Annotated in this window: 13 protein-coding genes and 1 tRNA gene; 9 read left to right on the forward strand and 5 right to left on the reverse strand. The window is 41.4% G+C overall.

What is annotated here, in order from left to right:
• The first annotated feature begins 63 nt into the window (after window positions 1–63).
• A complete protein-coding gene (locus CEW93_RS05595; RefSeq protein ID WP_089539467.1) occupies window positions 64–558 on the forward strand; it encodes an RNA pyrophosphohydrolase in 495 nt (164 codons plus the stop codon).
• A 44-nt stretch (window positions 559–602) separates the two neighbouring features.
• Here CEW93_RS05595 and CEW93_RS05600 read toward each other — a convergent pair whose 3' ends face one another.
• The gene (locus CEW93_RS05600) at window positions 603–863 is read right to left on the reverse strand and encodes a type B 50S ribosomal protein L31 (protein WP_089539468.1); all 261 of its coding nucleotides are present in this window, start codon (window positions 861–863) and stop codon (window positions 603–605) included.
• Between the two features lie 235 nt (window positions 864–1,098).
• Here CEW93_RS05600 and CEW93_RS05605 point away from each other — a divergent pair, with 235 nt between their 5' ends.
• The 5 genes from CEW93_RS05605 (at window position 1,099) to CEW93_RS05625 (ending at window position 7,343) form a co-directional block, all read left to right on the forward strand.
• Window positions 1,099–1,461, forward strand: a complete 363-nt coding sequence (locus CEW93_RS05605; RefSeq protein ID WP_089539469.1) for a YbjQ family protein — start codon at window positions 1,099–1,101, stop codon at window positions 1,459–1,461.
• Window positions 1,462–1,474: 13 nt separating this feature from the next.
• Window positions 1,475–1,969, forward strand: a complete 495-nt coding sequence (locus CEW93_RS05610; RefSeq protein WP_089539598.1) for a YbjQ family protein — start codon at window positions 1,475–1,477, stop codon at window positions 1,967–1,969.
• A gap of 84 nt (window positions 1,970–2,053) precedes the next feature.
• On the forward strand, window positions 2,054–4,891 hold the full coding sequence (locus CEW93_RS05615) for a valine--tRNA ligase (RefSeq protein ID WP_089539470.1): 2,838 nt from the start codon (window positions 2,054–2,056) through the stop codon (window positions 4,889–4,891).
• 75 nt (window positions 4,892–4,966) lie between these two features.
• Window positions 4,967–6,121 carry a nucleoid-associated protein gene (locus CEW93_RS05620; RefSeq protein WP_089539471.1) on the forward strand — a complete coding sequence of 385 codons (1,155 nt, stop codon included), beginning with the start codon at window positions 4,967–4,969 and terminating at the stop codon, window positions 6,119–6,121.
• The gene (locus CEW93_RS05625) at window positions 6,114–7,343 is read left to right on the forward strand and encodes a hypothetical protein (RefSeq protein ID WP_089539472.1); all 1,230 of its coding nucleotides are present in this window, start codon (window positions 6,114–6,116) and stop codon (window positions 7,341–7,343) included. The genes CEW93_RS05620 and CEW93_RS05625 overlap by 8 nt, the downstream gene beginning before the upstream one ends.
• 68 nt (window positions 7,344–7,411) lie before the next feature.
• On the opposite strand, the gene CEW93_RS05630 is transcribed toward CEW93_RS05625, so the two are convergent.
• Together CEW93_RS05630 and CEW93_RS05635 are read right to left on the reverse strand one after the other, a co-directional pair.
• Window positions 7,412–8,317 carry a histone deacetylase gene (locus CEW93_RS05630; RefSeq protein WP_089539473.1) on the reverse strand — a complete coding sequence of 302 codons (906 nt, stop codon included), beginning with the start codon at window positions 8,315–8,317 and terminating at the stop codon, window positions 7,412–7,414.
• Window positions 8,318–8,332: 15 nt separating this feature from the next.
• The gene (locus CEW93_RS05635; RefSeq protein WP_089539474.1) at window positions 8,333–8,992 is read right to left on the reverse strand and encodes a hypothetical protein; all 660 of its coding nucleotides are present in this window, start codon (window positions 8,990–8,992) and stop codon (window positions 8,333–8,335) included.
• A gap of 295 nt (window positions 8,993–9,287) precedes the next feature.
• On the opposite strand from CEW93_RS05635, the gene ccmA reads away from it, so the two are divergent.
• Together ccmA and CEW93_RS05645 are read left to right on the forward strand one after the other, a co-directional pair.
• A complete protein-coding gene (ccmA, locus tag CEW93_RS05640; RefSeq protein ID WP_089539475.1) occupies window positions 9,288–9,890 on the forward strand; it encodes a heme ABC exporter ATP-binding protein CcmA in 603 nt (200 codons plus the stop codon).
• Window positions 9,887–10,546, forward strand: coding sequence for a heme exporter protein CcmB (locus tag CEW93_RS05645; protein WP_089539476.1), 660 nt, complete (start codon window positions 9,887–9,889; stop codon window positions 10,544–10,546). Before ccmA ends, CEW93_RS05645 begins: the two co-directional genes overlap by 4 nt.
• A gap of 439 nt (window positions 10,547–10,985) precedes the next feature.
• Here CEW93_RS05645 and CEW93_RS05650 read toward each other — a convergent pair.
• Window positions 10,986–11,070, reverse strand: a tRNA-Leu gene (locus CEW93_RS05650).
• Between the two features lie 29 nt (window positions 11,071–11,099).
• Entirely contained in the window at window positions 11,100–11,660 is a 561-nt protein-coding gene (locus CEW93_RS05655) for a hypothetical protein (protein ID WP_089539478.1), read from the reverse strand.
• Window positions 11,661–11,841: 181 nt separating this feature from the next.
• Here CEW93_RS05655 and rlmD point away from each other — a divergent pair, with 181 nt between their 5' ends.
• Entirely contained in the window at window positions 11,842–13,227 is a 1,386-nt protein-coding gene (gene rlmD / locus CEW93_RS05660) for a 23S rRNA (uracil(1939)-C(5))-methyltransferase RlmD (protein ID WP_089539479.1), read from the forward strand.
• Window positions 13,228–13,239: the final 12 nt, after the last annotated feature.

A 13,239-nucleotide genomic window follows, 5' to 3' on the forward strand; every position in this document is an offset into this window, starting at 1 on the left:
CAAAAGTTTGGTTTAATAGTCAAGTTACCGTTTTAGCGGTTTTTTAAAATATAAGAGCTTATTATGATTGATGCAGACGGCTTTCGTGCCAATGTCGGTATCATCTTAGCAAATACACAAGGGCAAGTTTTGCTTGCCAAACGCATTGGCGATGACAGTTGGCAGTTTCCCCAAGGGGGCATAGATAGGGGCGAGACTCCCTTAGATGCCATGTACCGTGAGCTACACGAAGAAGTGGGGCTATACCCCCATCATGTCAAATTGCTTGGTGTAACAAACGATTGGTTGCGTTATCGCTTGCCAAGACGCTGTTTGCGAATGGGTCAAGAGCCTTTGTGTATCGGACAAAAACAAAAATGGTTTTTGTTACAGCTGGATGAACCAAATACCGAATATATTCGTTTTGATGTTGCCATTCCTGAATTTGATGAATGGTCTTGGGTAAGTTACTGGTATCCTTTGGGACAAGTTGTTGCCTTTAAACGGGGTGTTTATCAAAAAGCACTGTTGGAGCTGGCAGGTCATTTGCCTTTAAAGCCCGAACTGGCAATGCCCTAAAATAAAAAAACCGTCCATGTGGACGGTTTTTTGTGGATAAAAACTTACTTTTTACCACGATTAGCAAAAGCACCAAAACGCTTATTAAAGGTAGCCACACGACCTTCGTTAGCTGCTTGACGCTGTTCACCTGTGTAAAATGGGTGAGAAGCACTTGAAATATCAAGTGGATAATAAGGGTACTCAACGCCTTCGTATTCACGAGTGGTTTTGGTAGCAATGGTAGAACGGGTTAAAAAATATACGTCTGCATTGGTGTCGTGAAACAATACTTCACGGTATTCTGGGTGAATGTCTTTACGCATGATACAATCCAATAAACCTAAGCACTAATAAAAAGGCTTTTGCCAATTGTGGCCATATCATCATCAACCAACTTTGATATGATACACCACAAAGTCATCTATTAGCCAACTTAGATGGGAAACAATGAAAAATAAGGACATTATTTTATAAGAAAACAGCAAATTTTTCAAGTGGTTTTTCTTGTGATAAACTGCTATTATTTGCTTATCTGTCTGATTAAACTTAGGAAACAACATGCAATTATCCAACCTAGAACACCTACCCAACTACACCATCACCGAACGTTTGGACGTGGTTTATGGCAGTACTGTACGCACCAAACACGTTGGCAAAGATTTTTTGGCTGGGCTAAAAAACATCGTGGGCGGTGAGCTAACCGCCTATACAGAACTGCTAGAAGAAGCTCGCCAAGAAGCCCTAGACCGTATGATTGCCAAGGCTGATGAGCTTGGGGCAGATGCGATTGTTGGCATCAGATTTTCTACATCCAATGTGGCGGTGGGAGCATCTGAGCTGTTTGTTTATGGCACAGCAGTCAAAGCAGTAAAAAACCCCAGCAATCCCGACCTGCCACGCTATCAGCCGTTTGGCACTTAATGTGAGTGTTAAGATGACCGTACTAGAATTCTTTTGGCAAAATCTGCAACTCATCATTGCAGTGGGGTTGTTTGTGGCAGGATGGTATTTTGGCACACGCAATGAACGCAAGCATTTGACAAGGCTTGACACTGATGAAAAGCTGGTGGGACACATCATCGTCTCAAATGAGCGGTTTTTTGTGCCAAACACAAGCACAGATGGCACACTCGTTGTCGGTAGCGTGGTCATTGCCCAAGACCGCTTTAAAATGGTGGTGGCAGGGATTTTAAGTTTGTTTGGCAAAAATTTGACCGTTTATGAAAGCCTGTTGGAGCGTGGACGGCGTGAAGCGGTGGTGCGTATGAAAACACTTGCTCACAAGCAAGGCTATAACCAAATCTATGGCATACGCATTGAGACATCAGCCGTTGATGAAGGTGGTGGCGTGGAAGTGCTCGCTTATGGCACGGCGGTGATGAGTGTAGGCAATGCAAATGTACCACCGAAACTGCCAACTGACAAATAAAATTAAATTTCCCAAACCCCTAATTTTACGGTAAAATTAAGGGTTTATCTTTTTTTATCTAAATCAAATCTACAAAGGCACTTTATGACCACCCTACCCACCACCTACGACCCGTCCGCCCTAGAACAAAAATGGTACGACACTTGGGAGCAAAATGGCTATTTTAAGCCCACCCTTGACAAAGAAAAGTCTTTTTCTATTGCCCTGCCACCGCCAAATGTAACAGGCTCTTTGCACATGGGACATGGCTTTAACAACGCCATCATGGACGCACTCACTCGCTATCATCGCATGAAAGGCTACAACACCCTATGGCAAGGCGGTACTGACCACGCTGGCATTGCTACACAAATGGTGGTGGAGCGTCAGCTTGGTTTACAAAACATCAGTCGTCATGATTTGGGACGTGAAAAGTTTTTGGAAAAAGTATGGCAATGGAAAGAGCAGTCAGGTGGCAACATCACTCGCCAAATCCGCCGTCTGGGTTCATCGGTGGACTGGTCTCGTGAACGCTTTACCATGGATGATGAACTGTCGGCGGTGGTCAAAGAAGTGTTTGTTCGCCTACACGAAGAAGGCTTGATTTATCGTGGCAAACGCTTGGTAAACTGGGATATTAAGCTACAAACCGCCATCAGCGACCTAGAAGTGGAAAATCGTGATGAAAAAGGCTTTATGTATCACGTTCGTTATCCCTTTGTGGCAGGGCAAACAGACGCCAATGGTGTCAGTCTAGATGGTAAATATATGCACATTGCCACCACACGCCCAGAGACCATTTTGGCAGACGGCTGTTTGGCGGTACACCCTGATGATGACCGCTATACACACGTCATTGGCAAAATGGTACACGTTCCCTTGACCGACCGCACCATTCCTGTATTGACCGACCCTTATCCTGACCCTGAGTTTGGTACAGGCTGTGTCAAAATCACCCCTGCCCATGATTTTAATGATTATGACGTGGGGCAACGCCACGACATTGAGATTATCAACTTAATGAACCTTGATGGCACGATGAATGAAAATGCCCCACCTGCTTATCAAGGGCTTGACCGTTTTGACGCTCGCACCAAAATCATTGAAGATTTAGAAAGCCACAGCTTTTTAGAAAAAATTGAGCCGCATGAGTTGAAACGTCCTTATGGCGACCGTTCTGGTGTGGTGATTGAGCCGCTTCTGACCGACCAATGGTATGTCAAAATCGCCCCCCTTGCCAAACCTGCCATTGATGCGGTACAAAACGGCGACATTAAATTTGTGCCTGAGCAGTACACCAATATGTACATGGCATGGATGCGTGATATTCAAGACTGGTGTATCAGCCGTCAGCTGTGGTGGGGTCATCGCATTCCTGCGTGGTATGATGATAAAGGCGGTGTCTATGTGGGACGTGATGAAGCCGAAGTCCGCCAAAAACACAACTTGGGCGACACCCCCCTACGCCAAGATGACGATGTGCTGGATACATGGTTTAGCTCGGCACTGTGGACGTTTAGTACGCTTGGCTGGACAGGCACGGACAAAGATTTTGATAATGACATCTTGCAAAAATTCCACCCAACAAGTGTCTTGGTAACTGGCTTTGACATCATTTTCTTTTGGGTGGCTCGCATGATTATGATGACGCTGCACTTTGTCAAAGACAAAGACGGCAAGCCACAAGTCCCCTTTAAAACCGTCTATGTGCATGGGCTTGTGCGTGATGGCGAAGGGCAAAAAATGAGCAAATCTAAGGGCAATGTGCTTGACCCACTGGATTTGATTGATGGTATTGACTTAGAAAGTCTGGTCGCCAAACGCACCACGGGTCTTATGAACCCCAAAGACGCCCCCAAAATTGAAAAAGCCACTCGCAAAGAGTTTGCTGATGGTATCGCTGCTTTTGGCACAGATGCCCTGCGTTTTGCTTTTGCCAGCCTAGCCAGCACAGGGCGAGACATCAACTTTGATTTAAAACGTGTGGAAGGCTATCGCAATTTTTGTAATAAAATCTATAACGCCACCCGCTTTGTGCTGATGAACTGCCAAGAGCAAGCCATTGGCACGGAGTCTCGCCAAGACCTATGGGGCTTGCCTGAGCAGTGGATTGTCAGTCGCTTACAAAAATGTGAAAAAGCGGTGGCACTGGCGTTTGAGACCTATCGCTTGGATTTGGCGGCACAGGCGATTTATGAGTTTATCTGGAATGAGTATTGCGACTGGTATTTGGAGCTGACCAAGCCTGTGCTAAATGACCCTGCCATCAGCGGTGAACAAAAATCAGAAATCCGCCGTGTGCTACTGTCTGTGCTAGAAGTCGCCCTACGCCTTGCTCATCCCATCATGCCCTTTATCACCGAAGAGCTGTGGCAGACCATCACGCCACTACTGGGTAAAACTGGCGAGAGTATCATGCTAAGTGCCTATCCTGAGTGTGATGACAGCAAAATCAACGAACAAGCCGAAAGCGACATGATGTGGCTACAAAGTCTCATCGGTGCGGTGCGCAATATCCGTGGCGAGATGAAGCTGGGTAATGCTGTGCGTCTGCCTGTACTTATCCAAGGGGCGAGCGATGAACAGCAAGCAAGCCTTGTCCGCATTGACAGTCAGTTTAAAGCCCTTGCCAAGGTAGATAGTCTAACTTTGGTTGGTGAAAACGATGAAGTACCGCTATCATCACAAGCGTTGATTGGTTCATTAAAAGTGCTTGTACCAATGAAAGGCTTGATTGACCCGACCGCCGAAATCGCCCGCCTACAAAAAGTGCGTGATAAACTACAAGCCCAAGCAGACGGCATCAGAAAGAAGCTGTCCAATGAAGGCTTTGTCGCCAAAGCGCCTGCAAATGTGGTAGAAGCCGAGCGAGCCAAACTAGCGGAGTTGCAAGGGCAGATTGGGGAAGTGGAGAAGCAGGTGGGGCAAATTCAACAAATTTAATAGGCAATTTGCTGTATAACAGATAGAGTTAGCCTAAATTAACTCTATCTATTTTATAAAAATTGGAGATCCATTATGGAAATTATCTTTTCAATAATTCACGAAATATCAAAAGAGAAGAATAGTACAGTGACTAGTGTCAATTGGAGAAATGACTTACTTAACTTGGAAGATAAAAAAACTTACAACACAGTAAAATCTGCATTGAGCGTCATTGGAAATGAGGATAACCGCGTCTTATACGGCATATTTTCTAGCAACGAAAGAGTTGGGAGAATTCCTCGGGAGAGTTTGGATTTTTTTGATAAAATTCAAAATGGACAGGAACAAAGTGTTTTAATAAAAGAATTTATCAAGCTATCAAAAACTTCAGTTGCCGAGATTCAGACTCAAATTATTGAACCAGCTTCATATAAAATGTCTACCGGAGGATATTTACTGTTTACCTTGCATAAATCTTCCAATAATAAGCTTTTCTTTTCGTGCATGATGATAAAAAAACAAAATGGCATTGCTATTGATGATAATCTTAATATAATTGAGAGCATACACATAAACCTTCAAAAGTTGATGCAATCATTTTCTTTGAATTTATCTCAGTATTTTGAATGCGACAATGATATAGATAACGAAACCTATTTAAAATTTATAGGAAGTAATAAAAATTCTGAACCTAGCTCAGATTATTTCATAAGAGCTTTTGGTTGTGAAACAGGAACTAAAGCAAATATCGTTACTAGAGACTTAATTAAAGCGGTTCGTCATTTTACTAATTCATTATCTGATGAAAATGAATGGTTTAAGCCATTTAAAGATCAACCAAAAAATACTATCTTAGATTATTTGGGTAGCATTGGCATTAATCAAAGTGCTGAGTTGAAAGTTATATTATTAAAATTAAAGAATGTATTGAAAGATATTTCTTTGTCAAACAATAAGGATAGTGATTTTTTTGATAAAAAAGTTAATGTATTTATTGACGATCTACAAAAAGATAAGGATGACGGTGGCTACGGAATACCAAATACCTTCCATATCAGTTCTAATGTAGTAAAGCAATATACCCGTGTCAAGTTAGGAAGTCAATCTAATTGGCAATTGGATTTTAAATTGGCACTATTGGGTTACACCCCAGATTCAGAAATTTATCTTGACGAAGAGAGTCGTCAAATCTCAATAAAAATATCAGAAGATGATATAGAGCATATTAAAAAGATTAAGCATGACTAATAGTTACTTTAATAAATTGGTAGAACTTTTCAGGTCAATACCTAAGGATAGCATCATAGAATTCTCAGAAAGTAAATTCCACTTTAATGGAGTTTACTCAGTAGATATTGCTCAAAAAATTGAATATTTGGAAGAACATTACCATTCACAATTCTCGGAAAATTTTGAAGATGATTTCTCTCAATTTGAAAAAGATGAATTTATATCTTTTGAGTGCTATCTGCCCAAGAATGAAAATGGAAGATTTTTTGAAGATTTGAAATCCTTGATAAGCAATAGACGCTCAATTGATCGGGGTCAATACCTTGGAAACTACTATATTATTAATATGGACTTTCTAGGCAATGAGTCAAGTTTTTCCAATGAAAATATCAACCTAGAAATCAAAAAACTTAAAAACATCTGTCTTCTTATTTCATTTTTGAGAGAAATTGGAGAAAGTAATGACTCAAATTCAATTAACATGATTATCAAATCATCAATCTATGGCGATCTTATTGTTATTGACTCAAAAATTTCCATTGAGGTTTTTAATGATATTTCAGAAGAATTTGTATTTGAGGATAACTTGTATGATTTAATTGATTTAAATCATAAAAATTCTCATAGACTCGAGAAGGCTAAACTTTTGAAGCTGGCAATCGCAAAAAATGCTTATGACAAATATCGTACAATAAATGATATTAAAATAGACTTTATTGCAAACCATTGGGGGGAAATTTGTGAGCAGTATAAAAATAATTTATCAGCATATCTAGATAACTTCTCTTTTGATAAAACGGTTCAAGAGATTACTGATGAAAAATTAAAGTTTGTTAAGGCAATTGATACTGTAATAAAAGAATCAACAACAAAAATATTAAGTACGCCATTATCACTAATTGCTGTTTTAACAGCCATAACAGCTAATAATAATTTTTTGATCACTAATTTTATCACAATAATAAGTCTATTTATATTTGGTTTAATATTAACCATGAATCTAAATTTTCAGAAAAACATTAAAAAAGATATTTACGAACAAGCCAAAACCACCTTCGATAATCATGATAATGAAAGCAATAGTGAAATAGACAGGAAAATTAGCACAGCTCTTAATGAAATTGCCACTACTAGCAAAGAATTTGATAAAACAATACTTGTATTTCATTTGTTGTCGTGGCTACCTCTATGCTTGCTAATTTTACTATTAATGTGCAAAGTCATATCATCCATTTGTTAAGAAAATTCCATGCAGGATTTAATCTAAAACAACCTATGATTACGATCTAACCAAAAGAAATAAAACCACTAACCCCCAACCAGCCTTCTTGCCACCCCAAACACCCCACAATGAGCCTCCACCACCGTCTCAATCTCAGGTGAATAACCGCCACCCATCACCACCGCCACAGGGATACCTGCTTTTTGGGCGGTGGTCAATACCAACCTATCTCGCTCATAACAGCCCTGCATGGTCAGCGACAATTTGCCCAGTTTATCCGTCGCCAACACGTCCACGCCTGCTTGATAAAACAACATATCAGGGTCAAACTCACGGATAATCTTAGGCAAAGTCTCGCCCAGTATCGCCAAATACATCTCATCACCTGTGCCATCATCTAGCTCTATATCTAGGTCAGATGGCGGTTTATAAAAGGGGTAATTCTTTTTACCGTGCATACTAAATACAAAAACATGAGGATGATTTGCCATGATGGACGCATTGCCATTGCCTTGATGTACGTCCAAATCCACAATCAAAATCCGCTGAGCTTCTTTGCGATTTAACAAAAGATGACTGGCGATACAGATGTCATTAAACACACAAAAGCCCTCGCCGTGGTCAGCAAAAGCATGGTGCGTGCCACCTGACACCGACAAGGACACGCCATATTTTTTAGCATACAAAGCACATTCATAAGTTCCATGAGCAATATAACGCTCACGCTTCACTAAGTCTGCCGACATCGGCAGTCCGATTTTACAGATTTCTTGGGGGCTTAATGTGCCTGTTTTGAGTTTGTGCCAGTAATCGGGCGTATGTGTGGTCAAAATCTCAGCTTCGGACAAAAGCTGTGGGTGAAATAAATTATCCTGCGTAATAATACCATCAGCCAGCAGTTTTTTGGGGATGAGTTCATATTTTGCCATCGGAAAACGATGACCTTCTGGCACAGCATGGCAAAATAGCGGTGAGTAAGCGACTTTTAGCATGATAGACAAAATGGCTTATTGGGCGGTGTGAGTTGGCAGATAAAACACTTGTTTTTCATCATTAATGGTCGTTTTGACTTCATCGCCTAAGTCCACATAATCCCCCGCAAACTGGCTTGGCTCATCGTCCGCCATCACCGCTTGCATGACACTTCTGGCCACTTCCGTCAGTCCTGCCACCGCTTGCAAATAGCACCCAAGTGCCTTATCGCTTAGACCGCCAAACTCCACATCAAAGGCAATCTTCGTGCGAACTTCGCCATCATTAGGGTCAAATTCAATTCCCCCAAAACTTACCGACAGATTAACCTTAGCAAACTCCATCAAAATGGCGGTATAATGACTGACTGGCACGCTCTCTTCCAAAATCCCAAAAATAGACACCAATTGATTTTCTTCATTGATACGAAACACACACGTCCAGTCATTTTCACGGTCAGTAAAACCTAAAATCAGATGGTGCGTATGCCCATCATCATTTGGAGAACGGTGGTCGTATTTCCATTCTTGCTTGTCAAGCCATGTCATAATTTGGGTGGTGATTAGGTGGTCTTTTTGAGTTTTTTTTAATAATTTTTCAAAATCTTTTGCCTGTTTCGCCACAGAAGTGCCGTCATCAGCATTATTATTGGTGGCTTTTGATTTTGAAAACAGACTTTTTAATTTTTTAAACATAATGGTAACCATTCAAATGATAAATTGTTGCATATTAGCATGAGCCAACCATAAAATCGGCGTTTTATTTGGCCGCATGAATTGATGGTGTGTGGCTGATTTTAAAGATAAATTTTATACAAGCTGGTTTAGCATAGCAAAAAAACATGATTTTAAAAAGCATTTTTTGTATTTGTTTTGATGGGTGATTTGACATCTGATGTGTTTATTATTTGGCATACATTGAAACTCATTTCATCGGTTTAATTTTATTAAAAATTTTGGTATGATAGCGGTTTATTTTGATTAATAATTTATGGCAAATTCGGCAATTTTACACCTGCAAAACGTCGCCATTGGGCGGGGTGATTTTATCTTGTGTGATGATGTAAATTTAACGCTATCAGCAGGCGATATTTGTCATCTTATTGGTGAAAACGGACTTGGCAAAACCACCTTATTACACCAAATATCAGGACTGCTACCTACGCACACAGGCACCATCAAAAAATCCCATCTGGTCTATATATCACACCAACTTGGCATCAGTGCGTCTTTGACAGTTGCTCAAAATTTGCGTTTTTTATTATCTTTATACAACATCAATGCAGACGATGACACGCTAGATATGGCACTAGATAGCGTAGGGTTGTATGGACTTGGCGACACATCCAGCATTCAGCTATCAGCAGGTCAAAAACGGCGAATCGGACTGGCTCGGCTATTTATCATGACCCCCACGCACGCACCACTTTGGCTACTTGATGAGCCACTCACCGCCTTAGATGTGGCGATGGTTAGCAAGCTAGAACAGCGTATGGGTGAGTTTACCAAACAAGGTGGGGCGATACTTGCCACCAGCCACCAAGCCATGCAAGGGGCAAATTTACGCCTTGATTTGACGGAGTTTGCTTTATGAGACATCTATTTATCCGAGAATGGCAAATCAAACGTCAAGGCATGGTGCAGTGGCTGTATCCACTGGTGCTGTTTTTGCTCATCATTACCTTATTTCCGCTTGCCATCGGCTCAGAACCTGCCACGCTGTTGCGTCTTGCCACACCCGCCATTTGGATAGCGGTATTGTTATCATTGGTCATGGGCATAGAAGAGTTGTTTCGTCCTGATTTTGACAATGGCACACTTGCTCAGCTTGTCGTATCAGACTCCGCTTTGGCGATGTGGGTGGCTCTTAGATTGTTTGTACATTGGTTGTTTAGTGCAGGCTTTGTGGCGGTCTTATCTTTTTTGGCAATACCCCTGTTTGGTTTGCCCATAGGGGATGCTTTGATACTTGCCACTTCCATCTTGGTTGGCTCGCCCATACTACTGATGTTGTGCGCCATTGCCAGCAGTTTGACACTCACTTTAAAAAACGGAGCGGTGCTTGTGCCACTGATTGCCCTACCCATGCATCTGCCTGTGCTGATTTTTGCGGTGGGGGCGGTAGATTTATATGCCACAGGGTTAAATGGACTACCAATTCTTGCCATGCTTGGAGCAGGCAGTATTTTAGCGGTGATGATTACTCCTTGGGCGATTGGGGCGATTTTAAAAATGGCATGGTCAAATTAATACCAAAAATCTATTGAATAAATAAGCCACAACCAATGAGCAATAGCATTGATGTACAATGCCACAATATCCCATCAAGTTTTTGGGGTAAAGTTGGTAGCAAATAGTCTCGTACTGACAAATAAATGTACAATAATAAGTTTGGCATCCATAATGGTGCAAATAGCCTTAAAGTACTAAAAATAATGTCCATACCACACCAAATTATCATTTTATTTTAAGACAATCCGCAACCTTCCAATAAGGACCTAAAAATTGATTAAGCAGTTATCATCGTGGTTTAACTTTTGAACAAATTACTACTTTTTATTTAAATTGTCTGTTAGGTTTTGTTATGGTATATTTTTGAGCTGGCACATGGCGTATAAACACAAAAAAGCCCCAAATTATATCATTTAGGGCTTTTGTAGATGTGAATAGACTTCAATAGATGATAACTTGGTGCGAACGGAGGGACTTGAACCCTCACGCCGTGAAGCACCACCCCCTCAAGATGGCGTGTCTACCAATTCCACCACGTTCGCAATTTGCCAGCATTATAGCCGAGTATTTTTTAATTTTCAAGCACTTTTTGTGTGATGGGTAGTGCTGTGGTGCGGCTAAAATGCACCCCAACGGTTATCTTGGGTATATCTGCAAACACATCATTGCAGGCTGACATGATGTTATCTGCCGTCAGCCACTCCACCATGCCATGACCATCTATTTGTGTAACGAGCAATGCCGAACCAAGTATCGCCACACGCCTGACGCCCTTATATCTCATCAGTTCATATAAATGTGGTTTAAAATTATTCAAACATTTTGTAAACGTTCGCACACTTATTGGCTGGGCAGGCGATTGGTGGGTGATGATATGAGCCACATATTCTGCCCCACCCATTTGCACACCGAGCCCTGTATGTTGTTTTTGAATTTTGTGCAACAGCACATCACCAAGCAACAGCTCTCCTGCACGTGCTTTTTTGTGATAACTGTCATAATTATCCACAAACATGGATTTGGAGCGTGCTATCACAGGGTGTAAAATATGACCATCTGCACTGACAGGTATCACCAAAAGTTGAGCTTTGGACTGCAAAAACGGTTCATGAAGTGCAAAAATTTGTGCCATACAAAAATCACCCGCTAACACAAAGACCGTTTGACAACAAAGCCTGATTTGAGAAATGACACATGGTTTTTATTATTTAATGACCAAATTAGCATTATAAAGATAAATTTTTAAAAACACAATGCCAAAACACCCCATTAAACAATGTATAATACCCAACCCACTTTTTGGCAGGAAAAACATGGCCGCAAAATCCCACCAACATAAAGCCCACAACAACAAACAAAACGCTAACCCAATCTCTTTACACATCACATCGCTAACTCATGATGGGCGTGGCGTGGCAACTTATGGGGCAGAGCACGGTGATAAAACAGGCAAAAAGGTATTTGTCAGTTTTGCTCTGCCTGATGAAACCGTCATCGCTCATATCACTCAATCCAAAAAACATTTTGATGAAGCAGATGCCATTAACATCATCAGTAAAAACCCCCATCGCACCATGCCCATTTGTCCGCATTTTGGGGTATGTGGTGGTTGTTCTCTCCAACATTTTGATGAAAATCAGCAAATTAACTTTAAACAATCTGTGCTGGCAAATCATCTCACCAAAGTTGGCATCAACCCTGATAATTGGCTCTCCCCCATCATTGGCAAGCAGGTTGCTTACCGCACCAAAGCACGACTTGGCGTACGATATCTGCCCAAAACCAATCGGTTGATTGTCGGCTTTCGTGAGCGGGCAACTAATTTTTTAACAGATATTGATGTCTGCCCCATTTTAGATAAACGTGTGGGCGACAAACTGAGTGAGCTAAAAACACTGCTATACAGCTTAGATGGCAAACACAACATCACACATTTACAGATTGCCACAGGCGATGACTCACCAAATCACCCAGACAATGTTGCCATGATTGTTCGCCACATCAAAACCCTAAGCTCATCTGACCGCACCAAACTCATCCATTTTGGTCAAGCACACCACTGGCAGATGTATGGTGAAAACAACCAAAATCGCATTTATCGCCTTGATGGTCATGTCTCCCAAGGGTTATCTTACCAGCTACCCAAATTTGACTTAACTTTACATAGCTTTCCTAGTGATTTTACACAGGTGAATTTATCGGTCAATCAGCAAATGGTGAGCCTAGCGTGTCAGCTACTTGATTTAAAAATGGGCGAGCAGGTGCTAGATTTGTTTTGCGGTCTGGGCAATTTTAGCCTTGCGCTTGCCAAATGTGTTGGTAAGACAGGGCGTGTGATTGGCGTAGAAGGCAGTGCAAAGATGGTCAAACGAGCTTATCAAAACGCCCTTGATAATGCTTTAACAAATGTTAAGTTTTTCACCCAAGATTTAACCCAAGATTTTTCTGATAAATCTTGGGTCGGGCAAGTAGATGCTTTGCTCATTGACCCACCACGCACCGGTGCATGGCAAGTCATGGATTATTTGGGAAAATTTCGCGCCAAACGCATTGTTTATGTTTCATGCGACCCTGCCACACTTGCCCGAGACAGTCAAAAACTTATCAGACAGGGCTACCGTTTAACTCATGCAGGGGTGATGGATATGTTTTGCCACACTTCTCATGTGGAGAGTATTGCACGCTTTGAAAAAATTTAAATGCCCACCAAA

It is taken from the genome of Moraxella sp. VT-16-12, from assembly GCF_002224245.2.
Lineage (GTDB): Bacteria > Pseudomonadota > Gammaproteobacteria > Pseudomonadales > Moraxellaceae > Moraxella.